This window comes from candidate division KSB1 bacterium (genome assembly GCA_034505495.1).
Classification (GTDB): Bacteria; Zhuqueibacterota; Zhuqueibacteria; order Residuimicrobiales; family Krinioviventaceae; genus Fontimicrobium_A.
Genome location: JAPDQV010000033.1, coordinates 14,364 through 38,901, shown reverse-complemented (window position 1 = coordinate 38,901; position 24,538 = coordinate 14,364). Strand labels below are relative to the sequence as shown.

The following is a 24,538-nucleotide window of genomic DNA, read 5'->3' as shown; positions in this document are numbered from 1 at the left end:
GAGAATGGAGAGGGAAAAGAGTTGCGGGGCGGGGTTTTAATCCCGCCTTGCTTTTTGAAGCCGGCAGCAGGCGACAAAACGGGCCCTGCCGATGTGCTTCACGCCGGTTGAATTTTATAGGGTGGTTTTGAATAGGCACAGGATAAATCCCGCCCTATGGGCCCGAGATGAATCTCGCGCTGCGTTAGATTGCGCTGCGGGTGCGGGATAAAGCCCGCGCTACGACCTACAATTGTCCTATAATTTTCGCTTTCGGAATCGTCTTTTTACTTTGGACCTTCGACTTTCGACCTTTGACCTTCGACATTGGACCTTTGCCCCCGACACCGCGCTTTTACTTTTCGCTGAATTTGCGTATTTTTGCCGCATTAAAGTAAAAGGAATAAGTGAATGTCCGTCCTTTCCGGCGTCAAGCGCCTTTTTAAACACTCCATGGTTTACGGCATGGGACACATCCTCAACCGGATGATCGTCTTTCTGCTCATACCGCTGTATACCAATACCTTTTCTCAAGACCTTTTGGGCGTTTATACGCTGATCTTTTCCTATATCGCCATCCTCACCATCATTTATTCTTACGGCCTCGACACGGCGTTCTTTCGCTTTTACATTATCGAGGACGACACCGCCACCCGCAATCGCGTCTTTTCCACCGCCTTTATCACCTTGTTTGCAACGTCGCTGTTTTTTTCGCTGCTGATCCACATTTTCCGCGCGCCCATTGCGCAGCGTCTGTTCAGTCCCGACATCCACCGGTTGGGGCTTGATCTCAACCGCCTCATCACCTGGTCGGTCGCCATCCTGTTCTTCGACTCGCTGACTCTGATGCCTTTTCTCATCCTGCGCGCCGAGGAAAAACCGGGCTGGTTCATCTTTTTCAAGTTCATCAATGTCTGCCTGAATTTCGGCCTGAACACCTTTTTCATCGTCCGCCTCAAGATGGGGCTCGAGGCGATTTTTATCGGCAATTTTTGGGCGTCGGCGCTGACCTTTGTGATCATGCTGCCGATCTGCCTGAAGCATTTTCGCTTCACCTTTTCCAGGCCGACCCTGCGCGATCTTTTGAAATTCGGCCTGCCGTATCTGCCGGCGACGCTTTCGGTCAACCTGATGGATACATTGGACAAGATTATTCTCGAAAAGCTCGACTCGGTCGAGGCGGTCGGCCTTTATGGCCCCAGCGCCAAGTTGGGCATGTTCATGGCGTTGTTCATCGCCGCCTTCCGCTTTGCCTGGCATCCGTTTTTCCTCTCCACGGTCAAGCAGCCGGACGCCAAGGAGATCTTTAAAAAGGTGCTGACCTACCTGCTGCTGGCCTGCAGCCTTGTGTTTCTGTTCTTTTCTCTGTTCATCGACGACATCGTGCGGCTGCGGATCGGCCGCATGACGCTTCTCGGCGAGGAATATTGGTCCGGAACCGTGGTGGTGCCGATCATTTTCCTGGCCTACATCGCTTTTGCCGCCTATCTCAATTTCATCATCGGCATCTACTTGGAAAAAAAGACCGGCTGGTTGCCGCTCATCACCGGCGCCGGCATTGTCACCAACGTCATCGCGCTCTATACGCTCATTCCGCTGTTCGGATTCGTCGGCGCCGCCTGGGCGAGGGTGGTCGCTTATGTCGTGATGGCGGTGGTTCAGTATTTCGTCAATCACCGCTTTTATGCGGTGAACTATGAATGGGGGCGGATCGTAAAAATGGCCCTGGCGGTTGCCGTCTGTTTCTTTGTCGGACGCAGCTCATTGGCTGCCGGACATTTATTGCTGCGGGCAACAATTTTCCTCAGTTTTCCGCTGCTGCTGAGCCTGCTCCGCTTTTATGAAAAGAACGAACGCGAGGTGGTCCGCGCCGTGTTGCGGCGATTAAGCGGGAGGTTAGCATGAGCAGACAGCCGTTGACCGAGTTCTATAATTCGGTCGGCGAGCACTATGATGAGGAGGATGCGGTCTATGCGACGTTGCGCGGTCGCTTACGCCGGGCGTTCGTCCTGCAGTGGCTGTCGCAGCAGCGAGGACGGCTGCTGGAGATCGGCTGCAACCGCGGCATGTACTTGGCCGCCTACAACGGCGGCGAACGATACGGCGCCGATTTAAGTCTGACGGTCTTGAAAAAGGCCCGCCGCGAACCCAAGATCTGCTATGTCGCCGCGGATGCGGAACGGATGCAGTGCTTTCGCGGAGGCAGTTTCGACGTCGTGTTGTGCAGCGAAGTGATCGAGCATTGTTTTCGCCCCAATCGGGTGATGGAGTCCATCGCGCATGTCCTAAAGCGCAGCGGCCGTGCCCTGATTACTACTCCCAACTACCGCGGCAGGCGGCCGGTGTGGGTCAGAATGGGCAGCATGTCGGCGGCCGGTGTGCGCGGCGCGTGGGGCGACCTCTACTATCACACCGCCTACCGTCCCGAGGAACTCGCCGAGATGGCCGAACGCGCCGGTTTACGACTCATCGAGAGCGGCACTTTGGAAAAAGAGGTCAAGTATGCCGCCAAGCTGCCGGCGGCGCTGCTGCTGCTCGGTCGGCTGATCAATCGTCTGCTGCGTTCACAGCGGTTCGGAGCCTGGAACGAAGCGTTTTTCAACAAATTTTCTTTGCGTGTTTATTTTTTTATTCAAAAAATCGGACTAGAACCGTTCGCTCTTAAAGCAGTGCACGAGGGCGTGCGGTCCTATATTGTGGTGGAAAAACCTTAAACCAAAGGAAGCGCCTTGGTCATCTATTTTTGCGGCTCGATTGCCGGCAGCAGAGAGTTTGCTGATATTTACGGCGAGATGGTGTGCTACCTCCAGGCTCTCGGCCATACAGTGCCGACCGAGCACATTATTGCGCCCAATGTATGGGAGCTCGAGCGTCAGTTTTCCGCGCAACAGATTTATGAACGCGACATGGCCTGGCTGCGGGCCGCCGATGCCGTCATTGCGGAAATCTCTGCTCCGTCCTTAGGGGTGGGGTATGAGATCGGCGCAGCACTGGCTGCCGGAAAACGGGTTTTGGCGTTGTATGCGGCGGGAAGACGCGTTTCCTGCATGATCACCGGTAATCCCGATCCGCGACTGACGGTCAGCTCCTACACCTGCAGCCGCGAGTGGCGGCATCTGATCGATTTATTTGTACAGCGCGTTGCGGAAGAGGCTTGATCGTTCGGCCGCGTTGCTGCGGTAAGGATGAGGGAGACGATGAGCCGTTGGATTCTGCACCTGGATATGGACGCTTTTTTTGCCGCCGTGGAGCAGCTCGATTTTCCCGAGCTGCGCGGTAAACCGGTGGTGGTCGGCGCCGACCCGAAGGGCGGCAAAGGGCGCGGGGTGGTGTCGACCTGCAGTTACGAAGCGCGCGCCTTCGGCATTCGCTCGGCCATGCCGATTTCGGAAGCGTACCGCCGTTGTCCGCAGGCGGTTTTTGTCCGGCCGCGCGGCAAACGCTACGGTGAGATTTCGCGGCAAATCATGCAGATCTTGGGCGAATTTTCGCCGCTGGTCGAGCCGATCAGCATCGACGAGGCTTTTGTCGATATTACCTCCACGTTAAAGTTCTTCGGCTCGCCGGAAGAAACCGCCCGCCGCATCAAAGCGCGCGTACGGCAGGAGACCGGTTTGACCGCTTCCGTGGGACTGGCGCCCAACAAGTTTATTGCCAAGATTGCCTCGGACCTGCGCAAGCCGGACGGGCTGGTGATTGTCCGCGAAGAGGAAGTCCAGTCCTTTCTGGCGCCGCTGCCGATTTCGCGGCTGTGGGGCGTGGGGGCAAAAACGCTGCCGCGGCTCGAGGCGCTCGGCATCCGCACCATCGGCGACTTGGCGGCTTTTCCGCGCCATGAGCTTTACAAAATATTTGGCGAAGCCGGTCTGCACTATCATCGCTTGGCACAAGGCATTGACGAAAGGCCGGTCGGCGGCGAAGCGTCCGCCAAATCCATCGGCCGCGAGATCACCTTTGAACAAGACGTCAATGACGAAGAAAAATTGACCGCGACCCTACGGTTTCTTTGCAACGAGCTGGCGCACGAAATGCGGCGATACGGCCTGGCCGGATCAACCGTGACATTAAAGATTCGTTTGCACGATTTTTCCACATTTACCCGTTCGCACACACTGGCCGAGCCGGTCGACCATTTTGCCGAGATTTTCGCCACGGCCGTCGATCTCTTTCGCCGCTTTGAACGCCATGGAACTCCGGTTCGCCTTCTCGGCGTGGCGGTCTCTCGTCTGACATCCTGCGAGCGCCAACTGACCCTTTTCGGCGCGCAGGAGAGTCCGTCCCACAAGGCTGATGAAGTGATGGACCGCATCCGCGCCCGCTTCGGCAAGGACGCGATCACGCGCGCCGCAAGCCTCGGCGCCGGCCGCGATTCGGAATGGATCCGTGAAGAATGAATGCGTTGCGGTTAAAACTCTGCCGTTTGTCAGCCATGACGCCGGTCGAGCTGGCGAGTCGCGGTCGACAAGCGTTGACGGACTTTTACGAGTACCTCAAATACCTTGGTCGACCCGATTATTATACACGGGCCTCTTTTTCTGAAAAAACGCCGCTCCGCCAGGCTCGGCTCTTTCATATAGATGTCGCCGACGACCGCATTGTGGGTGATTTTTATCAAAGAAATCCTGAGGCTTTAGACCAACTTTTACGTTGCGCCGAGGATGCGGTACACTATCGCTTTTCAGCTTTAGACCGACAGTTGATCGGCGATAAAACTGTCCCTTGGCATTACGATCCTTTGGCCGAAAAATCCCTGCCGCTTGTCTTCGGCAGGCGGATGGATTATTTTTCACCGCGCCTGGTCAAAGAGGTGCGTTATGTGTGGGAACTCAACCGCTGCCGGCACTTTGTCACGCTCGCCGAAGCTTGGCGGAGCACTCATCGGGAAGAGTATGCCGAGGCGTTGTTCGAGCAGTGGCGGGATTGGCTGAACAAAAATCCCTATCCGCTGGGTATTAACTGGGCGAGCGCGTTAGAGTGTGCGCTGCGGCTCATCGCCTGGACCTGGGCGTTGATCCTGGCGCACGAAGCGCCGCAGCTTGACGAGCATCTGGTACGAAGAATCTTTTGCGCCGTGGAACGGCATCTGCAGTTTATCAGTCAGCACCTGTCAGTCGGCTCGTCGGCCAACAACCATCTGGTCGGAGAGGCGGTCGGTTTGATCTACGCCGGATTTTATGCGCCGGTTCTGCCTGCGGCCGAGCGGCTGTGCCGGCGCGGCTTTCGATTGTTTCAGGACAGCTTTCCGCATCAGGTGTTCGAGGACGGCGTTGCCAAGGAACAGAGCGTCGCCTATCAGGCGTACCTCATCGAATACGGCTTGGCGGCGCTCTCGGCTGCCCGTTTATTTGGGGAGACGATGCCGGAAGAAGTGACGATTCTTTTGCATCGCATGGCCGATTTCCTTTGCGCCCTCGCCGATGACGGCTATATTCCGAATATCGGCGACGAGGACGGCGGCGCTGCTCTGCCGTTTTTCGAGCCGCCCGTCTCGCCGCTTCGCGTCCTGGCGACCATGGAGGACACGCAAAAGCCGCGGGAGCAGAGAAAGGATCGCGCTGCCTTTTGGCTGTTCCGACAATCTTTGAGTCAAAATAATGGAAAAGCTCACAGCAAAGAAGCAATGCGCTTTTTCCGGTGCGGCGGGTACGCTGTCCTTTCTACTCAAGCAGGCAGGCATTCGCTCAAGTTGGTGCTGGACGGCGGACCGCTCGGCCTTGGGCGTTTGGCGGCGCACGGCCATGCCGATTTTCTCGCCGTCTGGATGAGCGTCGACGGGAAACCGGTCTTGATCGATGCCGGTACCTATCTCTATTTGGGCGCCGGCAAGGAGCGCGACTGGTTCCGCAGCGCCCGCGCGCACAGTACACTGATCATCGACGGCCGCGAGCCGGCACAACCGCTCGGCCCGTTCCAGTGGGGAAAGCGTCCCCAAGCAGCCCTGCAGAAGCTGCAGGAATCTGAGATCGGCTTTCGGGCCGAGCACGACGGTTATCGTCCGATCAAGCTGTCGCGCGAGGTAAGGCGCATCGACGGCGGCTTTATGATCATCGATCGCGTGCAAGGGGTTGGAATTCACCGCGCGGATGCTTATTTTCACTTGGCGCCCTGCCGCATCGGCTATGCCGAAGATGCGCTGGTCTGCTCGTTTAATGAATTGAGTTTGCGGCTCAGCTTCGAAGCTTCGACGGCGCTGACCATCAAAGTCGAAGAGGCGCCTCATTCGCCGCATTTCGGCAGACGTGAGCTTCATCCGGTCATTCGGCTATGCGCAGCGGTGACCTTGCCGATGGAATTGACGACCAGAATGAGAATCGACGAATAGAAAGGTTCAGTGTGCAAAGCAATTATCAGCGACTGTCTCGGACCGCAGCAAGATCGTCGGTGATCGATAATGGAAAGTCGTCGACCTCAAACAATGCGTAGGCTCATAGTTGATATACAGCCAAAAGAACCTCCCCGGCTTTGTACCGAAACTGATCGTTGTGAATTTATGCGCATGAAAGAAAGAGCGGCGAGATTTTTACTGATCTTTATCGGATTGTGCACTGCCCGAACTTTCAGCGCTGAGGCCGCCCTGACCCTTACCGCGCGCAAATGGTATGCGGTGACCACGGAAACGCAGAAGGAAACCGCTGCGCTCGACCGGTTATACGAGGCGTTCATTGCGGATGCTGCAGCGACGGACGGACTGCGCTTTGTGCCGGTCGACTCTATACAGCGCAGCATCGGCCGACCCTTTCTCTTCGACTGGCAACAATACGGCGATACGATCCCGCTCCAGGTTCATCGCCGGTTCGGACTGCAGGCCGTCATTTATGTCACCCTCGAAAAAAACAAAACCGGCTACAGCGGCCATCTGACCGCCTATGAATTTCCCTCCTACACGCTGATCAACGAGTTCAATCACATCTCGCTCTCTCCGCAGGAATTCGGCCGCGAAAGACGACGCATGCAGCAGTTTATTAAGGATCTTATCGCTCTCAAGACTGCCTACGGCTTTCCGGTTTCCTCGCGGCAACGCGCAGCTGCGCTGCTGATTCGGCCGAACAGCAGCGATTTCTCCTCGGCGCCGATTACGGTGCGCCGCTACAGTCAGTTGGTGACGCCGCGCAACGTGCCGCCGCTGGCCGTGCCGGTGATCGAACGTCCGGCTGATGTCACTCTGGAAATTCTCGCGGATTCGCTTTTTACGCTGCTCGGCGTCGATGCGCTGGTCTCTCTGAGCGAACCAAACGGTTTAGGCCGCATAGTGTTGCCCAGCGCCTCTTTGCGGGCGCGCGCCTTGGGCAATCGCCTGCCTCATTGGCCTGCTTTGCGGCAATTTACTATTTTCCCTGTGCCGGCCGATATGGCCGTGGTGCGGCTCTTGGGCGCGGTTCTGCTGCACCCGCAGGAGGAAGGCGAAATACCCGCGGCGCTGCAGCAGCCGCTGCTTCTCAAGCGCATTCAACTGCTGGAGGCGGATTCCACTACCGACCCGGCACATCATGAACGTCTGATCGAGCTCTATCGCCGCCTGGGGCCTTTTTATGATGCGGAATCAGAAGAATACGACTGGCTCGGCGCCAACTTGGCGGTGCATTTTCTTCGGGCAGGAAAAGAACGCGAGGCTGCCGATCTTTTTCAGCGAAGCTGCGCCTCCTTTCGCCGCCGAAAAAATCATCTCGGTGCTTTTTTGACCGCCCTGGAAGCGGCCGCCCTGGAGCAGCGCTTTGCCCAGTTCGGCGCCGCCGAGGAACACTTGCAGAGTGCGTTGGACGCCGCTCAGCAGCTGGGGGATATCGAAGCGGCGGCTTTTGTGCAGTACCGTCTCGGCGAGCTCCTCTTTGCCGTCGATCGGAAGCTGGAGGCATGGGAACGTTTTGATGAGAGCATCGAAGGCTACACGGCGATCGGCGACAAGCTGATGACGGCTCGCATCTACATTCAGCTCGGCATTCTTATGCGGCAAAGCAACTCGTTGCTGAAATCGCGCGACTATCTTCTAAAAGGCCTGCAGGTCGCCGAGGAGGCCGGCGCCGAAAGAGAGACTGCCTATGCCCATTTTCATCTCGGCGTCGCTTTGAAGGATTTGCTGACCGACGAGGCGGAGGCGCATTTCGAAACCGCCGCCGATGCTCTGGAGCTGCTGGGAGAGGTTCAGAATCTTGCCAATTGCGAGGAGCACTTGGGCGACATCGCCGCAGGCAAAAAACAGTGGACGCGGGCGCAGCGCAGTTATGAAGCCGCCGTGCGTTTCTACCGCAGCAGCAACCGGCCGGAGGATGCCTTGCGCTCGCTCGTCAAAGCGGGTGATGCGGCCGTGGAGCGGCGGCTCTATCCCAAGGCGCAACGTCTCTATGACGAAGCGCTGCAGCTCGCCGATGAGCTGCAAAGCGGCACCTGGGGATCGATCGTTCTTTACAAAAAAGGCTTGGCGCACATCGACGCCGGCGAGCTGGAGGAAGGCGAGCGGGAGCTGGAACTGGCAAAGCGCACCACTGATGTCGATCTGTCGCAGATCGACGGCTTTATGGAGAACCTGCTGCGCCGATTGGAGGAAGAGTTGAACAGCATGCGGGAAGTGCCGAAATGACGCGACTGCATCGCACGCTTTTGGCGCGCATCGACAAAGCCGTTTACGAATACCGGATGTTTCAGGACGGCGACGGCGTGCTGTTCGCCGTCTCGGGCGGCATCGATTCCATGGCGCTGGTCGATCTTTTGGCGGATCACTTGGTCGTTTACGGTGAAAACATGCGCGCCGCAGCGGTCTATGTGGATCTCGGTTTCGGCGAACATGCCGAGGAGCGCTGCCGCAAAATGAGCGGGTTCTTTGCCTCGCGCCGCGTAGAGGGAGAGATCGTGCGCACCGAAATCGGCCCTTATGCGCACAGCGACGAGAACCGCGAAAATCCCTGCTTTTTATGCAGCCGCATCCGCCGACGACATATTTTCGAAGCCGCCGAGCGCCTCGGCTGTCAAAAGATCGTTTTCGGCCATCACAAAGATGACATTATCGAAACGCTGCTTCTGAACATGATCTACAGCCGAGAGATCAGCACCATGCCGCCGCGTTTGGAAGTGTTTCAGGGCAAATATACCATCCTCCGTCCCATGATGTATATCGAAAAGGAACTGGTGGAGAAATTCGCCCGCGAACGAGGTCTTGAACCGATCGATCAAGAGTGTCCGACGGCCGGCAATTCGAAGCGTCAGTACATTAAGGAGTTGCTGGCAGCGCTCGAAGCCGATGTGCCCAACGCCAAAGAAAACATCTTTGCCGCCATGAAACGCGTCAAAACCGATTATCTGCTTGCGCCTGCCGCCTCTTTATCGAAAGAATTTTCGCGATGAAGGAATTGGATCTTTCTTATCCCGTAAGGTGGGAGGGGCTGGAAAATTTCTCCTACGATTTCGACGCCGACGGCATTCCGCGCGTGCAGTATGGGCCGCCTATCGGCCTGCGCTATAACGCCATCACCACGGCCCAATGGGGTTTATACAACCTGCAGCGCTGGGCGGAAAAAGGCGCCGATGCCGCTTTGCAGACGGCCCTCCGCTGCGCGGATTGGCTGGTTGCCAATTGTCGGCCGTGGAAAAACGAATCGCTGGCGTGGATTTACGAGTACGGCTTTCCGCTCTACGGACCCTATCCGCCGTGGATTTCGGCCATGGCGCAGGGAGAGGCGCTCTCTCTGCTGCTTCGCTGCTATAGCGTTGCTCCGAACGAAGACTATTTGCGCGTCAGTCGCGCGGCGGTGCGCGTCTTTTTATACGATTACGCGGAGGGAGGGGTTGCGGCGCCGCTGGCGGACGGCACCGTCTTTTTCCAGGAATATCCGGTCGAGCCGCCGGTGCACGTGCTGAACGGCGGCATTTTTGCGCTGCTCGGCGTCTACGATTATGCCGTCTTTTTCGATGATCAGGAAATGAGGGCTTTGGTGCACCACGTGATCGAAGGCCTCAAAAAAAGATGGCGCGACTGGGATCTGGGATTTTGGACGCGTTACGACTTGTATCGCATTCCGCGCGCCGCATCGCCCATGTATCAGGAACTGCACGCGCGGCTTTTTGACGTTTTGGGCGACCTGTTCAATGAGGATGAATTCAAAGCGGCGGCAAAAAGATGGCGTCGACAGTTGCGCAATCCCGCTGCGCGTCTTTTGCGGCTGGGATTCAAGCTGCAGGAAAAGATTCGCATTGCCGGAGCGCAACGATGAAGCGGCTGTTGATTCTGAGCTATTATTTTCCGCCCTTGGGACTCGGCGGCACGCAGCGCATCGCCAAATTCGTCAAATATCTGCCCCAGTTCGGTTGGCAGCCGACTGTGGTGACGGTAAAGCCGGTTCTCTATTGGGCCGAAGATGAGTCCCTGATGAACGATGTGGCGGATGCGCAAGTCGTGCGGACCGAGTCATGGGATCCGCAGAGGCTTTTGGCGCGCTTGGGAAAGAAGCGAACCGGCGCGCCGTCCGGTACGGAACAAGGACTTTTCGGCATATTGAATCGAAAGCTGATGCCGTTGTTGTTTCAGCCGGATGTCAAAATTTTATGGCGGTGCCATGCATTGACGGCGGTCAAGGAGCTTGTCAGGCAAAAACCGTTCGATGCGCTTTTGACCACTTCACCGCCGCATTCGACGCATCTGATCGGCAGGAGGGCAGCCGCGCTTTTCAAACTGCCTTGGCTGGCCGATTTTCGCGACGGCTGGGCAGGAAGTCACGTGGTCAGCGAACCGAACGATCTCGCCAGACGCCGCAATCTCCAGCTGCAGCGCCGCGTCGTCGCCTCGGCCGATGCGATCGTCGCCTGTTCCAAGGCTATACTCGAAAGCCTTCTGCCCGAGGCCGACCGGAATAAAAAAGGCTGGGTCATTACCAACGGTTATGATCCCGAAGATTTTGCAATAGACCCAAAGCCCAAAAACGTCAGGTTTACGCTCTGTTACAGCGGCACCGTCAACCGCTGGGCCGATCCGGCGCCGTTTTTAAAGGGTCTGGCCTGGGCGATGAGGATGGACCGCTCGCTGCAGAACAAAATCAGGGTGCTGTTCGTCGGTTTGGACATGAGCGCGAGTTTGGCTGATAAAGTCGCGGCGGAGGGCCTCGCCGAGTGGGTGACGCTGCTCGGCCATCACCCGCACCGCAAGGCCGTATCTTTTCTGGCCGCAGCCGACGGCCTCCTGCTGCTGGTCGACGCCGAACCGAGCGACACCTTTATTCCCGGCAAGACCTTTGAGTACATCGGCGCACAAAAACCGATGTTCGTCATCAGCAACAGTCATCCGACCAATGACCTGCTGCGGGCCTATTCCCGAGCCGTGATCGTTACCTCGCGCCGGCCGGAGGAAATCGGCAGGCGCTTGATCGAGTTCATCGATTCGCCTCCTCAGGCAGGTGTTCGAGACAACGCATTTGTCCAAGCATTCGACCGCCGCCGCCAGACGGCGCTGTTGGCGCAAATTTTAGACAAAATTACTGCGGAGAAGAAATTTGCCTAAAGCCCAACGACTCTTGCTGCTATTTTTGTTTCCTCTCGTCCTCTCGGCCGAGGAGTACTTTTGGCCAACGGAAGCAAGCCGTCTGCTGACCTCTTCGTTTGCCGAGTCGCGCAACGGCCGCTTTCATGCCGGCATCGACATCAAAACGTGGGGACAGACGGGCTTTCCGGTATTTGCCGTGCGCGACGGCTATGTGTCACGCATCAGCGTCTCGCCCTTCGGCTACGGCCGAGCGCTCTATTTGACCCTGGATACCGGCGAAACGGTGCTTTATGCGCATTTAGAGCGCTTTGCCGATCCCATTCAGGACTATGTAAAGCGCGAACAGGCGGCGCAGGAAAGCTATGAGATACAGCTCTTTCTTACCAAGGATAAATTTTCGGTCAAACAGGGCGAAATCGTTGCCTATACCGGCGACAGCGGGGTCGGTTACCCCCATCTCCATTTCGAACTTCGCGACGAGCACGGAAATCCCGTCAATCCTTTTCGGCGCGGCTATTTCGTCGAGGACAACGTCAGGCCGGTGATCACCAAAGTGCTCATTCAGCCGCTGGACGCCTTTTCGAGCGTCGATCACGATTATGAGCCGGTCATTCTCTATCCGGTTGCCAAAGGCGGCGGACAGTATGAAATCAACCGGCCGGTTGCCGTTCACGGCCGCATCGGGTTCGGCGTTTCCGCCTTTGATCAGATGGAAGGCGCCGATCACCGCTTCGGCATCTACGGCAGCGAATTATGGATCGACGATCAGCTGATCTTTGCCTCACGGTGCGACGGTTATCCCATTGCTTTCAACAACCATTTCAACCTGGACCGCGACTTTCGTCAGCGGGTGCGCGGCACGGGCACGTTTTATAACCTTTACCGCGATCTCGGCAATCGGCTGCCCTTTTATCCTGTGGATGCACCCTATTACGGCGTCGTCGATTTTACCGATGGAGAAAAGGAGCAGGAGGGCATCGTCGAAATCCCCAAAGGCGTCGTGCGATTGAAGGGGACATCGCACCGGTTCGTCATCCGCACCTTCGATTATTGGGGGAATGCGGCAGAAGTCGCCGGCCGTCTTTGGGTTGACGGAGGAGAGTCGGTTGTTGTACCCCCGCATGATGATGAAGAAGAGATGGAAGAACTCCAGTCGGTGCCGGAACAAGAATCCATCCACCTTTACGATGTGGCTTTTCGTTTCTATGATCGTTATATTCGCTTGGTTTTTACGGCTCAGCGTCCGGGATTGGGAGAGCCGATCGTGCGCGGAGAGATCTGCAAAAGGAAAATCTTTACTTTGCCTGTCCGCAAGGCGGGTTCCGTGACCTATATCGGGGCATGGCCGTTGTCGGACTGCCAAACCGGTCCTCTCGTGCTGTCCATATCAGCCGCCTCTCAGCCGCAAAACGAGCAACGGGAAACACTCAATTTCATGACCGTGCCGGTCGGCAAGGAGCGGCTTTTGCAGAGCGACGACGGCCTGTGTTCGCTTTTTTTCGAAAAGACGTCGCTCTTTAAGGACCTCTTTGTCAGGAGCTATGTGGAGAAAAACATCAGCGCGTATCAAGTCGTAGGTCACGCCTATCGTTTCGAGCCGAGCGACGTGCCGTTGAACAGCGGCGTGCGGGTCATTCTTCGCTATCCTGAGAGCGAACCGGCGCCGCGGCAATTGGGCGTCTACCAAAAAAGCGGCAACTCGCTGCTCTTTTTGGACAATGTGCTCAACGGCCAGGCATGCACGGTTTCGGCGCGGGCGAAAAGCCTCGGAGTCTTTGTTCTGGCGCGCGACTCTCAGCCGCCGCAGATTGCCTATCTCTTGCCGGCAGACAAGAGCAGCATCAAGACGCGTCGGCCCATGCTCAAGGCTTCGTTTCGCGACAATTTATCCGGTATCGGCGGTGAGAACAGCCGTGTATTAAAGCTCGACGGCCGCAAAGTCATTGCCGAGTACGATTACGAGCGGGAGGTTCTGTTCTATGTGCCGGAAGAGCCGCTGGCGCCCGGCAATCATACCGTCGAGTTGTTTGTGCGCGATAAAAGCGGCAACGCCGCGTCTTTGAAGCATACTTTTACCATCGAATAGAGGGCGTCATGATTCCCCTGCGCGACGACAACCCGCGGACCTTGTTTCCGCTCGTCACTCTGCTGTTGATTATCGTCAACGGCCTTGTTTTCATCTATGAAGTCACCTTGCCCTCTCGTTTCGTGGAAAAGTTCTTTTATGCTTTCGGCGCCGTACCGCAGGTCATTCTACGCGGCGAGAATCTGCATGCCGTCTTTACCTCGATGTTTATCCACGGCGGCATTATGCATCTCGTGGGCAACATGTGGTATTTGTGGATGTTCGGCGATAATGTCGAGGGTCTGACCGGTCATTGGCGGTTTTTCTTTTTTTACATTTTTTGCGGTATCGTCGCGGCTTTTGTGCATGCTTTTTTGGAGCCGCATTCTGCCGTGCCTATGGTCGGAGCGAGCGGCGCCATTTCCGGCGTTCTCGGAGCCTATGCTCTGCGATATCCCTTTGCCCGCGTCCATCTGCTCATACCGATTTTTCCGGTCTTTTGGATGTGGCGCGTCTTTCGTGTTCCCGCCATTCTGGTGTTGGGCGGATGGTTTCTCATTCAAATCTTTAACAGCATGTCCCCTCACTCCGGCAACGTCGCCTGGTTTGCCCATATCGGCGGATTCATAGCCGGCGGCCTTTTTATCTATTTCTTCGAAACCGAAGAACCGCCACAGGAAACGGAGGAGGAAGATTTTTAAAAATTGCTTCCAATCGAACAATTTTTCGGCCATAACGACTGATAGATTCAACAATTACCAAAATCATGAGGTGTAACCGATGAAAGTTATAGCGCGTCCGGCATTGATAGCCGCGGTTATCCTGTCCCTTTCGTGCAGTGAGCAGTATATGAGCATCTCCGTGCAGAGAGAGCCTTTCGGGACTGCAAACGGCAAACCGGTAGAGCTTTTTACGCTGACTAACCAGTCCGGTATGAAAGTGCAGATTACCAATTATGGCGGAACGATCGTCTCGCTTTGGGTACCGGATAAGAACGGCGTTTTGGGTGATGTTGTGTTGGGCCATGACAATTTGGAAGGTTATCTCAAGGCCTCACCCTATTTCGGCTCGACGATCGGGCGGTACGGCAATCGCATCGCCCAAGGCAGATTTACCCTGGACGGCGTCGAGTATCGGCTGGCGCAGAACAACGGCGCCAATCATCTCCACGGCGGCGTTCGAGGTTTCGACAAGCAGATCTGGGAAGCCAAGGCGCGCAGGGGGAAAAACAAGGCGGCGATTGAGCTGAGTCGAGTCAGCCCCGACGGCGAAGAGGGCTACCCGGGAGAATTGTACGCGCGCGTCACGTTTACCCTGACAGACGACAATGCGCTGCAGATCGACTACTTGGCCAAGACGAACAAGCCGACGGTCTGCAATTTGACCAATCACAGCTATTTCAACCTGCGCGACGGCGGCGCCTCGACCATCCTCGATCATCTGCTGCAGATCGATGCCGATTATTATCTTCCGGTCGATGCGGGCTTGATTCCGGTCGGCAAACCGGCGCCGGTCGAAGGCACGCCCTTTGATTTTCGCACGCCGACGCGCATCGGCGAGCGTATCGATCAGCAGGACGAGCAGCTGGCCAACGGCGGCGGCTATGACCACAATTGGGTCCTCAACGGCGAAAACGGCGTTCTTCGTCGCGTTGCGACGCTATCGGACACCGTCAGCGGACGAGTGATGGAGATCTATACCACCGAGCCCGGTCTGCAGTTTTACAGCGGCAACTTTTTGGACGGAACGATCAAGGGTAAAAACGGCGTCGTCTATGCGCATCGCAGCGGCCTCTGCCTGGAGACGCAGCACTTTCCTGATTCGCCCAATCGGCCTGACTTTCCGAGCGTCGTGTTGCGTCCCGGTCAAGTCTATCGCTCTACGACGATCTATAAATTCTTGACAAACTGACAGCATCATGAACGAACTTAGCAGCGGCATTCTGTTTACCGATCAGTATCAATTATCCATGGCTCAGCTCTATTACCGACTGGGCCTGCAGGATACCCTCGTTCAATTCGAACACTATTTTCGCGATACTCCCGATTACGGAGCGCATAAAGCGGGTTTCTGCATCAATGCGGGATTGGAACCCTTTTGCCGCTGGATGCAAAAGGCACGCTTCGGCGAGGCGGAACTCGAAGCCTTGGCGGCGCAGCGCGACCGCAGCGGGCGGCCGGTTTTCCACCAGGATTTTCTCGACTATCTGCGCCGGCACGGCGACTTTTCCTCTCTCTCGCTTTCCGCCATTCCCGAAGGCCGCGTCGTTCATCCTTTTGTGCCGTTGACCACGGTTCGCGGTCCGATCGTTCCGGCGCAAATCGTGGAGACGGCTCTGCTTAATAAACTGAACTTTCAAATTTTGATTGCCACAAAAGCCTGCCGGATCAAAATGGCTGCGCAGGGAAGGCCGGTCTTGGAGTTCGGCCTTCGTCGAGCGCATGATCTGGGGGCAAATGCTGCCGTCCGCGCGGCGCTGATCGGCGGCGCCGATTACTCTTCCAACGTCGGCCAATCCATTGTCCTCGGATTTCCGCCCAAGGGCACGCACGCGCACAGCATGGTGCAGCTTTTCCTGACGCTGGGTTACAGCGAATTGGACGCTTTTCGCGCCTTTGCCGAGCTCTATCCCGAAAACTGCGTCCTGCTCGTCGACACCATCGACACCCTGCGCAGCGGCGTGCCCAACGCCATTCGCGTGTTCGAAGAGCTGCGGCGCCGGGGCCATGAGCCGATCGGTGTCCGCATCGACTCGGGCGACCTCGCTTATCTCACGCTCGAAACCGCCAAGATGCTCGATCAGGCGGGATTCGACAAGGCGGCGATCGTCCTCTCCAATGATCTTGACGAGCTGACCATCTGGCAGATCCATACGCAAATTGCCGAAGACGCTCCCAAATACGGGCTGGATGCCGATCGCATCATCGGCCGCCTCATTTACGGCGTCGGGACGCGGATGGTCACCTCTGCCGGAGCACCGGCTTTGGGCGGCGTCTACAAACTGACTGCCGTCCATACTCAAGGCGCCTGGAAGCCCTCAATCAAGATTTCGGAAAACATCACCAAGGCGCCGAATCCCGGCGTCAAACGTATCTGGCGTATCTACGATCAGCGCGGCAAAGCAGCTGCCGATGTGCTCGGCTGTTGCGATGAATCTTTGCCGACCGATAAAGAATTCCGGCTCTATCATCCGATCGATTTCGTCAAAAATCGCCTGATTTCGCCGCGCGACATTTCGGCAATTGAACCTCTGCCGGTGGAAATTATTCGCGAGGGTGTCTGTGTTTACGAGTTCCCGACGATCGAAGAGATCCGCAAGGCTCGCGAGGCCGATATCGAACGGTTGGATACAGGCGTGAAGCGATTGATCAATCCGCACGTGTATCATGTTTCTCTGACGGAAACTCTTTATCGTTTGAAAGAGAAAATGCTGATGGAAAACGGCAGCAAATGAAGTAATGGAGGCAAGTATGTCGCATACAGCCATTCCTAAAGGAAAGATCGAAATTCCCGCTTACAAGGTAGAAAAGGAAGCGGCGCTGACGGCGGAAAAGACGGCGTTGCTGATCGTCGACATGCAGAATGATTTTGTCCGACCGGAAGGCAGTCTGTACGTCCCGAGTGCGGCGGTCACCGTCGAGCCGATCCGCACGCTTTTGAATGCAGCGCGGGCTGCCGGCGTGCTCCGTATCTTTACCGCCGACACGCACCTACCCAACGACAAGGAGACCGCTCTTTGGCCCGAGCACTGCGTAAAAGGCACGTGGGGGTGGCAGATCATCGACGAACTGCAGCCGCAGGAGGATGAGCTCGTTCTGCAAAAGCCGCGCTACGATGCCTTTTACGGCACGCCGCTCGACCATTACCTTTGCCGCGTTTGGCAGATCAAAACGCTGATCGTCGTCGGCACGGTCTCCAACATCTGCGTGCTGCACACGCTGGCGTCGGCAGAGTATCGTTGGCTCAAGACCGTGGTGCCGGCGGACGGGATTTCGGCTCTGAATGATTTCGGCCAGGCCATGACCCTGTATCAGGCTGAGAGCCTCTATCATAGCCTCATCGTCGAATCGTGTGCGGGCATCGCTTTTGTCGATTGAAGCAAAACATCGCAATGTCCCGCATTTTGCCGAGGAAAGTCTGACCCAAAACGTCGGCCAAATGGTAATGGTCGGCTTTCGCGGCGCGGCCTCCAACGAATTGGAGCCGATTCTGCGCCAAATTCGGGAGCTGAACCTGGGCGGCGTCATTCTATTCGACAGAGACGTTCCCAACGGCTATTCGGGGCGCAATATTCGCTCGTTTGAACAGGTTGCCGAGCTCACACGCACGCTGCAGGAGGCCGCCGTCGATCCGTTGTTGATCGCCGTCGATCAGGAAGGAGGGCAGGTCGTGCGCTTGCGGCCCGAGCACGGTTTTCCTGTTATGCCTTCGGCCCGACGATTGGGCGAGACGGGTTCGGCAGAAACCGTTCTGCAGACAAGCCGTAAGGTTGCCGCCGCCCTGCGTCAAGCGGGCATCAATCTGAATTTCGCGCCGTGCGTCGATCTCGACCGCAATCCCGATAATCCGATCATCGGCATGCGGGAACGCTCTTTCGGGAGCGATCCGTTTCTCGTTGCCCGTTTGGCGGAGGCATTTATCCGCGGTCACCGCGAAAACGGCGTGTTGTGCTGCCTCAAGCATTTTCCCGGCCATGGAAGCTCGCAACACGATTCGCATTTGGGCATGGCGGATGTAACGAATCTCTGGTCACAGGACGAGCTGATTCCTTACCGCGAGCTGATTCGGCATCAGGCAGTAGACATGGTGATGACCGCGCACATTTTTCATCGCCATTGGGATGAGGAGCGTCCGGCCACACTCTCGCCGTTTGTGATCGACAACCTGCTGCGGCGCAACCTGCAGTTCGACGGTGTTGTGGTGACGGACGATCTGCAAATGGCGGCCGTCTCGAACCATTTCGGCCTGAGGGAAACCGTCGCTTCGGCCGTTCGCGCCGGCGCCGATCTGCTCCTGTTCGCCAATAATTCCGTCTTTGACCCCGATATCGCCTTCAAAGTTCACGACATTCTTGTCGAGCTCCTTCAAACCGACAATCTTGGCGCGGAACGCGTCGCCCGATCGCTCGCGAGAATCGCAAAACTCAAGAGCAGGCTGCCGCTTCAAAAAAGTTAGCGCCCGCTTTTTTTCTTTGGCCGAACAAAACAAATTGATATATTCTTGTTAAAGATCGTGATGCCGACCGCCGTATTGCGGCTGTTCTTCGCTTAATTGGGTTCTTGCCATGCCTGCAAAGCCTGTTTCGGTTCTCTCTATACGCCTAGGGACTTCCTTTTGTTATTATATCAGCGGGGAGAACGGCGGCTTGTTGATCGATACCGGCATTCACCGCAAGGCATTTCGCCTGCAAAGCGTGCTCTTGGCGCACGAGCGCGAGCTGAGCGATATTCGCCTGATCATCCTGACCCATACGCATCACGATCATGTCGGTGCGGCGGCAGACATTAAAACCAAAGTCAACGCGTTGATTATGGTGCACGCCGCTGAGGCAGACTTTTTGCGCAGGGGCAGAACCCCATTGCCCAACGGCACCACGCTGCTGACACATGTTTCCGTTCAGATCGGCAGACTGTTGCGTTACGGCCGCTATGAGCCGGTGGAGCCGGACATTCTGCTTCATGAAATTGCAGATCTCAAACCCTACGGCTTTGACGGTTATGCCCTGCCGACACCGGGACACACCATCGGTTCGATCAGCGTCATCTTGGGAGAAAAGGCCTTTGTCGGCGACACACTGATCGGTCCTCGAAACGGTAAAATCTATGCGCCCTACCTGTGGGACAAAAAGGCCCTGAAGAAAAGCTGGCGCGCGCTGCTCGACACCGGCTGTCGTATGTTCTATCCGGGGCACGGCAGGCCGATTTCCCGCGCCAGACTGCTCGCTGCCTATAACGCATGGGATGCTGAATCGTAAAGAGGAGAGATTTCGATGGCACTTTTTGCACTGGCGGTCGGATTGCTCGTTCTCGGCTATTTCAGCTACGGCCGATTGGTCGAGCGGCTTTTCGGCGTCGAGCCGAACCGTGCAACGCCCGCGCTGACCCGAACGGACGGCGTCGATTATGTGCCGATGCCGACCTGGAAGGTCTTTCTCATTCAACTACTGGATATTGCCGGAATCGGCCCGATTTTCGGTCCGATCATGGGGGCATTGTACGGACCGGCTGCCTTGCTGTGGATCGTCCTCGGCTCCATCCTCGCCGGCGGCGTGCACGATTTTTTCAGCGGCATGATGTCGATCCGCTTCGACGGCGAGAATCTGCCCACTCTCGTCGGTCGAACCATTGGGAGCAAAATGCGGCTCCTGATGCTCATTTTTTCGCTGCTGCTGCTCATCTTGGTCGGCGTGGTCTTTGTCCTGAGCCCGGCTGCCGTGCTTGCCTCACTGTTCGGCGTGAACCAATCCCTTCTGGTGGTGACCATTTTTGTCTATTATTTTCTGGCAACGATCCTGCCCATAGACAAAATCATCGGCCGTTTGTATCCGCTCTTCGGCGGTCTGCTGCTGTTCATGACCGTCGGCGTACTGACGGCCATGATTGCCAAAAAGCCGCTGCTGCCCGATCTTTCCCTGCACCATCCGCATCCGGAAAACCTGCCGTTGTGGCCCCTGTTGTTCATAACCTTGTCCTGCGGCGCCGTCAGCGGCTTTCATTCCACCCAATCGCCGCTGATGAGTCGATGCCTGACCAACGAACGCTACGGCCGTCTTGTCTTTTACGGCGCCATGCTGGCCGAAGGAGTGATCGCTTTGGTCTGGGCGACGGTCGGTTTGTCCCTGTACGAGCCGAACGCCCTGGCAGCCAAGATCAACTCCGGCACCGCCTCGGTGGTCGTGAACGAAACCTGCCGATCGCTGCTCGGCTCTTTCGGCGGCGCTTTGGCGATCTTGGGCGTGGTCGTCCTGCCCATAACCAGCGGCGATACGGCTTTCCGCAGCGCTAGGCTGATCATCTCGGAATTCATTCATTTACCGCAAAAGACTGCGCCGAAGCGACTGGCGATTGCCATACCGGTCTTTCTCGTCGGAATCCTGCTTTCGCGCATCAATTTCAGCGTCATTTGGCGCTACTTTGGGTGGAGCAATCAGATGCTGGCGACGCTGGTGCTGTGGAGCGCCGCATTCTACCTGCAAAAGCAGAACAAACCGCACTGGATCGCTTCTCTTCCTGCCGCCTTTCTTTCAGCCGTCACATTGACGTTTATCTTTTATTCGCCCCTCGGCCTGCATTTGGACTATCGCCTGTCGAGCGCCCTTGGCCTCGGCGGCGCCTGTCTTTTGTTGCTGCTGCGGATTGCTTTCGCTTCTCGCGAGAGGGAAAACGGTCAGGACAAAGCAGGCAGTAGAGCTTTTTAGACTTGACCTCAACGGCGAAGTGTCAACAAGCCGCCTTCGGGTATCTCCTGCCGGACGGCTAGTTCATTTCTCCGAGATCAATTGCTTCCTAAAAGATATCTTTATCGTTTTCTCTTCCAAATTGCCTGTCGAGTCATCCTATTTTTTAAAACTGTGGAGAAATTCCACACCTCATTCTATCAAAAATGAAAGACACCCGCTCCCCGCCGATTTTCACGCGCTGCTAAATCAATAAAATACAATACAAAGCCTCTCTATAAAGCGCCTGCAAAATTTGGCATTCTTATTGTTATTTAATCGGCGAAATAATGTTACAGGCATAACGATAAAACCATGAACTGCCTTTTGATCTCGCACAAGCTGGAACGAAACCAAGACGAGCTGATCGCTTTTCTGCGGCGGCATCACGTCGAAGTGGATACGGCCGAAGACCAATGGAACGGCCTGCACAAAGCGCATCAGAAGCAGTACGACGTCGTGGTGCTGGACGCCGAAAGCGTCGGCGACCCCATTGACGGCGCCATTCGTCTGTTGCGCGACTGCAATCCCATGGTGCGCATCATCGTTCAGGCGGAAAAGAACAGCCGCGATCTCGAGGCGGCGGCGCGCAAGGAAAAGATCTTTTTCTATCACGTGACCTCCTTTGGAAAGAAAGAGATCAAAACGGCGCTCAGTTATGCATTGGGCTTAAAACAGGACGCTTGAAAGATGGATAGACCGCTTGTCATATTGTTGGCCGACGACGATCCGGACTTTGTCGAAATCAACAAAACCATCCTCGAGAGCGCAGGCTGGGAGGTGGATGCCGTTCTTTCTTCGCACGAGGTTCTGCCGCAGCTGCTGCGCAAAAAATACGATCTATTGATCCTCGATTTGATGATGGAAGAAATGGACGCCGGCTTTACGGTTGCTTATGCGGTGCGCGAACACCCTGAGCTGCGCGATCTGCCGATTTTGCTCCTGACTTCGGCCGAGGAGCGTACCGGCTTTTCCTTCCAATTCGATAAAGACAAGGAGTGGATGAAGGTGGACGGCTATGCGGCTAAACCGCTGCGGCCTGCCGAACTGATCGCTCGCGTCAGAAGCATGGTGGAAAACCGATCTGTTGAACATAGATTATCATATTCACAAACGGAGTAACAAACTGATGGAGACTGAATCGATTCTTACCAAATATCCTGCCGGCGACCCTTCGGCGCTCATTGCAATTCTGCAGGATATTCAGCAGGTTCACGGCTATCTGCCCGAAAAAGAATTGCAGAAGGTGGCCAGGCATTCCGGCCTGCCGATGGCGCGCATTTACGGCGTCGCCACCTTTTATAATCAATTTCGGCTGCAGCCGCTGGGCAAATATGTCATTCGCGTCTGCCGCGGAACGGCCTGCCATGTAAAAGGCTCGTTCAACATTCTGCAGACGCTCGAAAACGAGCTCGGCATCAAGGCGGGGCAAACGACCCGCGACCTGATGTTCACCATCGAGACCGTCGCCTGTATCGGCGCCTGCAGCATTGCGCCGGTGATTATGGTCAATGATGAATGCTACGGCAAGCTCGATTCTAAAAAAGTGAAAAAACTCTTGAACGAATTTCGCAAAGCGGAAGAGGAGTAACTCGTGGCTCGCGATACATTTCAGCAGGTTTTCACGAACTGTCGGCACAGTGCGGAAAACCCCTGCAGCTATTTTATCGACTGCATTACCTCTGGGCAGAAATGCCATCAATCCGAGGCTTCGAATCAGCGGCTGCGTCGGCTGAAGGATCGGCTGCTGTTGGTCGAGCATGATCATCCGGTCTTTCTGGTCGGCATGGGTACCTGCGGCTTGGCGAACGGCGCGCAAAAGGTCTATGAAGCGCTGCAGTCCGAGTTGGCGGCTTGGGACGCCAAAGCCCAACTGATCCCCGTCGGTTGCGTCGGCTATTGTGCGCGCGAAGTGATAGTGGACGTCAAGCTGCCCGGTCATCCGCGCGTGTCCTACGGCGAAGTGACGCCGCAGGATGTGCCGGCCATCGTCGAGGCGGCAAAGCGAAACGAAATCGTCGAAAGCAAACTGCTCGGCCTCTATGAGGGCGTTTCGCGCAACGGCTGGGGCGGGTATCCGCTTTTCCAACAGCTGCCGTTCTTCAAGAAGCAGAAAAAGATCGTCTTGGACAACTGCGGCGTCATCGATCCGGACGACATCGATCAGTATTTGGCGCGCGGCGGTTATTCGGCGCTTTCCAAGGCGCTGAACCGCATGTCCCGCGAAGAGGTCATCAACGAAGTAAAGAACGGCGGCCTGCGCGGACGCGGCGGCGGCGGCTTTCCCACCGGCCTTAAATGGGAGCTGGCGGCAAAAGCCAAGGGCGACAAAAAGTATGTCGTCTGCAACGCCGATGAAGGCGATCCGGGCGCGTTCATGGATCGCGCGCTGCTCGAGGGCGATCCCCATAAGGTCATCGAAGGCATGATCATCTGCGCTTATGCCGTCGGCGCCGACGAGGGATACATCTATTGCCGCGCCGAGTACCCGCTGGCCATTCAACGCATCGAGCGCGCCATCGCCGATGCCAAAGCATACGGCCTTCTCGGCCGCAACATATTGGGAAGCGGCTTTTCGTTTACTCTCAAACTGAAAAAAGGCGCAGGCGCCTTTGTCTGCGGCGAGGAAACTGCTCTCATCCATTCCATCGAGGGCAAGCGCGGCATGCCGAGTCCTAAACCGCCGTATCCTGCAAATCAAGGGCTGTTCGGCAAACCGACGGTCATCAACAACGTGGAAACGTTCGGCAATGTGCCGGTGCTGCTGAACATGGGCGCGGAGGCCTACGCTTCCATCGGCACGCAGGGATCCAAGGGTACCAAGATCTTTGCCCTTTCCGGTAACGTCAACAACGTCGGGCTGGTGGAGGTGCCGATGGGCATAACGCTGCGGGAGATCATTTTCGATATCGGCGGCGGCATTCCCAACGGCAGAAAATTCAAAGCCGTACAGATCGGCGGTCCCTCCGGCGGCGCCTTGCCCGAGTCGGTCATCGATACGCCGATCGACTATGAATCGCTCAAGGACATCGGCGCCATGATGGGTTCCGGCGGCCTGGTGGTGATGGACGAAAAGACCTGCATGGTCGATTTGGCCAAATACTTTATGACCTTTATCCAGTCGGAATCGTGCGGCAAGTGCATTCCCTGCCGCGAGGGCACCAAGCGCCTGCTCGAAACCTTGGAGCGGTTGACCCGCAGCTATCGCAGCGAACGCACGCAGGAAGAGGCCATGCAGCGGTTCCAAGGCATGATCTATTTGGAGCGGCTTTCGGAGGTGATAAAGAGCACGTCGTTGTGCGGATTGGGTCAGACTGCCGCGAACCCGGTTCTCAGCACGTTGCGCTATTTCCGCGACGAATATGAGGCGCATCTGTACGACCGCAAGTGTCCTGCAGGCGTCTGCGCCGAGCTGCTGACCTATCGCATCGATACCGACAAATGCACCGGCTGCACGTTGTGCGCCCGCAAGTGCCCGCAGAACGCCATTCTTGGGGAAAAGCAAAAGGCGCACTATATCATCGACGAAAAGTGCATCCGCTGCGATCAGTGTCGTTTGAACTGCAAGTTTAACGCGATTATTGTGGAATAACGA

21 protein-coding genes are annotated in these 24,538 nt (G+C 56.5%); all 21 read left to right on the top strand.

Going from position 1 to position 24,538, the window contains the following annotated elements:
- Positions 1 to 390: 390 nt before the first annotated feature.
- The 21 genes from ONB24_12065 to ONB24_11965 all read left to right on the top strand — a co-directional run bounded on the left by ONB24_12065 (position 391) and on the right by ONB24_11965 (position 24,535).
- Positions 391 to 1,884, top strand: a complete 1,494-nt coding sequence (locus ONB24_12065; GenBank protein MDZ7316853.1) for an oligosaccharide flippase family protein — start codon at positions 391 to 393, stop codon at positions 1,882 to 1,884.
- Entirely contained in the window at positions 1,881 to 2,693 is an 813-nt protein-coding gene (locus ONB24_12060) for a class I SAM-dependent methyltransferase (protein ID MDZ7316852.1), read from the top strand. The genes ONB24_12065 and ONB24_12060 overlap by 4 nt, the downstream gene beginning before the upstream one ends.
- 15 nt (positions 2,694 to 2,708) lie before the next feature.
- Positions 2,709 to 3,137, top strand: coding sequence for a nucleoside 2-deoxyribosyltransferase (locus ONB24_12055; protein MDZ7316851.1), 429 nt, complete (start codon positions 2,709 to 2,711; stop codon positions 3,135 to 3,137).
- 27 nt (positions 3,138 to 3,164) lie between these two features.
- Positions 3,165 to 4,373: a DNA polymerase IV gene (locus tag ONB24_12050; protein ID MDZ7316850.1), complete on the top strand. Its 1,209-nt coding sequence runs from the start codon at positions 3,165 to 3,167 to the stop codon at positions 4,371 to 4,373.
- Positions 4,370 to 6,301 (top strand): heparinase II/III family protein, encoded by a 1,932-nt coding sequence (locus tag ONB24_12045; protein MDZ7316849.1) that lies wholly within the window; start codon positions 4,370 to 4,372, stop codon positions 6,299 to 6,301. Before ONB24_12050 ends, ONB24_12045 begins: the two co-directional genes overlap by 4 nt.
- A 174-nt stretch (positions 6,302 to 6,475) precedes the next feature.
- The gene (locus ONB24_12040; GenBank protein MDZ7316848.1) at positions 6,476 to 8,554 is read left to right on the top strand and encodes a hypothetical protein; all 2,079 of its coding nucleotides are present in this window, start codon (positions 6,476 to 6,478) and stop codon (positions 8,552 to 8,554) included.
- Positions 8,551 to 9,315, top strand: a complete 765-nt coding sequence (locus ONB24_12035) for a tRNA 2-thiocytidine(32) synthetase TtcA (GenBank protein ID MDZ7316847.1) — start codon at positions 8,551 to 8,553, stop codon at positions 9,313 to 9,315. Before ONB24_12040 ends, ONB24_12035 begins: the two co-directional genes overlap by 4 nt.
- Entirely contained in the window at positions 9,312 to 10,181 is an 870-nt protein-coding gene (locus ONB24_12030; protein MDZ7316846.1) for a D-glucuronyl C5-epimerase family protein, read from the top strand. Before ONB24_12035 ends, ONB24_12030 begins: the two co-directional genes overlap by 4 nt.
- Positions 10,178 to 11,461: a glycosyltransferase gene (locus ONB24_12025; protein MDZ7316845.1), complete on the top strand. Its 1,284-nt coding sequence runs from the start codon at positions 10,178 to 10,180 to the stop codon at positions 11,459 to 11,461. The genes ONB24_12030 and ONB24_12025 overlap by 4 nt, the downstream gene beginning before the upstream one ends.
- Positions 11,454 to 13,529 carry a M23 family metallopeptidase gene (locus tag ONB24_12020; protein MDZ7316844.1) on the top strand — a complete coding sequence of 692 codons (2,076 nt, stop codon included), beginning with the start codon at positions 11,454 to 11,456 and terminating at the stop codon, positions 13,527 to 13,529. The genes ONB24_12025 and ONB24_12020 overlap by 8 nt, the downstream gene beginning before the upstream one ends.
- Positions 13,530 to 13,537: 8 nt before the next feature.
- Positions 13,538 to 14,209, top strand: coding sequence for a rhomboid family intramembrane serine protease (locus ONB24_12015; protein ID MDZ7316843.1), 672 nt, complete (start codon positions 13,538 to 13,540; stop codon positions 14,207 to 14,209).
- Between the two features lie 79 nt (positions 14,210 to 14,288).
- Positions 14,289 to 15,419 (top strand): galactose mutarotase, encoded by a 1,131-nt coding sequence (locus ONB24_12010; protein MDZ7316842.1) that lies wholly within the window; start codon positions 14,289 to 14,291, stop codon positions 15,417 to 15,419.
- A gap of 7 nt (positions 15,420 to 15,426) precedes the next feature.
- Positions 15,427 to 16,962, top strand: a complete 1,536-nt coding sequence (locus ONB24_12005; GenBank protein MDZ7316841.1) for a nicotinate phosphoribosyltransferase — start codon at positions 15,427 to 15,429, stop codon at positions 16,960 to 16,962.
- 16 nt (positions 16,963 to 16,978) lie between these two features.
- Positions 16,979 to 17,605, top strand: a complete 627-nt coding sequence (locus ONB24_12000; GenBank protein ID MDZ7316840.1) for a cysteine hydrolase — start codon at positions 16,979 to 16,981, stop codon at positions 17,603 to 17,605.
- On the top strand, positions 17,595 to 18,683 hold the full coding sequence (nagZ, locus tag ONB24_11995) for a beta-N-acetylhexosaminidase (protein ID MDZ7316839.1): 1,089 nt from the start codon (positions 17,595 to 17,597) through the stop codon (positions 18,681 to 18,683). The genes ONB24_12000 and nagZ overlap by 11 nt, the downstream gene beginning before the upstream one ends.
- A 109-nt stretch (positions 18,684 to 18,792) precedes the next feature.
- A complete protein-coding gene (locus ONB24_11990) occupies positions 18,793 to 19,482 on the top strand; it encodes an MBL fold metallo-hydrolase (protein ID MDZ7316838.1) in 690 nt (229 codons plus the stop codon).
- A 15-nt stretch (positions 19,483 to 19,497) separates the two neighbouring features.
- Positions 19,498 to 20,925, top strand: coding sequence for a carbon starvation protein A (locus ONB24_11985; protein ID MDZ7316837.1), 1,428 nt, complete (start codon positions 19,498 to 19,500; stop codon positions 20,923 to 20,925).
- A 333-nt stretch (positions 20,926 to 21,258) separates the two neighbouring features.
- Positions 21,259 to 21,630, top strand: coding sequence for a response regulator (locus ONB24_11980; protein ID MDZ7316836.1), 372 nt, complete (start codon positions 21,259 to 21,261; stop codon positions 21,628 to 21,630).
- Positions 21,631 to 21,633: 3 nt separating this feature from the next.
- A complete protein-coding gene (locus ONB24_11975; GenBank protein MDZ7316835.1) occupies positions 21,634 to 22,065 on the top strand; it encodes a response regulator in 432 nt (143 codons plus the stop codon).
- A gap of 7 nt (positions 22,066 to 22,072) precedes the next feature.
- On the top strand, positions 22,073 to 22,534 hold the full coding sequence (gene nuoE, locus ONB24_11970) for an NADH-quinone oxidoreductase subunit NuoE (protein ID MDZ7316834.1): 462 nt from the start codon (positions 22,073 to 22,075) through the stop codon (positions 22,532 to 22,534).
- Between the two features lie 3 nt (positions 22,535 to 22,537).
- Positions 22,538 to 24,535 (top strand): NADH-quinone oxidoreductase subunit NuoF, encoded by a 1,998-nt coding sequence (locus tag ONB24_11965; protein ID MDZ7316833.1) that lies wholly within the window; start codon positions 22,538 to 22,540, stop codon positions 24,533 to 24,535.
- Positions 24,536 to 24,538 lie beyond the last annotated feature (3 nt).

What these genes read in the sequence shown, in the direction of transcription:
- ONB24_12065 (MDZ7316853.1), top strand. Translation starts at nt 391, where the DNA reads ATGTCCGTCCTTTCCGGCGTCAAGCGCCTTTTTAAACACTCCATGGTT.
- ONB24_12060 (MDZ7316852.1), top strand. Translation starts at nt 1,881, where the DNA reads ATGAGCAGACAGCCGTTGACCGAGTTCTATAATTCGGTCGGCGAGCAC.
- ONB24_12050 (MDZ7316850.1), top strand. Translation starts at nt 3,165, where the DNA reads ATGAGGGAGACGATGAGCCGTTGGATTCTGCACCTGGATATGGACGCT.
- ONB24_12045 (MDZ7316849.1), top strand. Translation starts at nt 4,370, where the DNA reads ATGAATGCGTTGCGGTTAAAACTCTGCCGTTTGTCAGCCATGACGCCG.
- ONB24_12040 (MDZ7316848.1), top strand. Translation starts at nt 6,476, where the DNA reads ATGAAAGAAAGAGCGGCGAGATTTTTACTGATCTTTATCGGATTGTGC.
- ONB24_12035 (MDZ7316847.1), top strand. Translation starts at nt 8,551, where the DNA reads ATGACGCGACTGCATCGCACGCTTTTGGCGCGCATCGACAAAGCCGTT.
- ONB24_12030 (MDZ7316846.1), top strand. Translation starts at nt 9,312, where the DNA reads ATGAAGGAATTGGATCTTTCTTATCCCGTAAGGTGGGAGGGGCTGGAA.
- ONB24_12025 (MDZ7316845.1), top strand. Translation starts at nt 10,178, where the DNA reads ATGAAGCGGCTGTTGATTCTGAGCTATTATTTTCCGCCCTTGGGACTC.
- ONB24_12015 (MDZ7316843.1), top strand. Translation starts at nt 13,538, where the DNA reads ATGATTCCCCTGCGCGACGACAACCCGCGGACCTTGTTTCCGCTCGTC.
- ONB24_12010 (MDZ7316842.1), top strand. Translation starts at nt 14,289, where the DNA reads ATGAAAGTTATAGCGCGTCCGGCATTGATAGCCGCGGTTATCCTGTCC.
- ONB24_12005 (MDZ7316841.1), top strand. Translation starts at nt 15,427, where the DNA reads ATGAACGAACTTAGCAGCGGCATTCTGTTTACCGATCAGTATCAATTA.
- ONB24_12000 (MDZ7316840.1), top strand. Translation starts at nt 16,979, where the DNA reads ATGTCGCATACAGCCATTCCTAAAGGAAAGATCGAAATTCCCGCTTAC.
- ONB24_11990 (MDZ7316838.1), top strand. Translation starts at nt 18,793, where the DNA reads ATGCCTGCAAAGCCTGTTTCGGTTCTCTCTATACGCCTAGGGACTTCC.
- ONB24_11985 (MDZ7316837.1), top strand. Translation starts at nt 19,498, where the DNA reads ATGGCACTTTTTGCACTGGCGGTCGGATTGCTCGTTCTCGGCTATTTC.
- ONB24_11980 (MDZ7316836.1), top strand. Translation starts at nt 21,259, where the DNA reads ATGAACTGCCTTTTGATCTCGCACAAGCTGGAACGAAACCAAGACGAG.
- ONB24_11975 (MDZ7316835.1), top strand. Translation starts at nt 21,634, where the DNA reads ATGGATAGACCGCTTGTCATATTGTTGGCCGACGACGATCCGGACTTT.
- nuoE (MDZ7316834.1), top strand. Translation starts at nt 22,073, where the DNA reads ATGGAGACTGAATCGATTCTTACCAAATATCCTGCCGGCGACCCTTCG.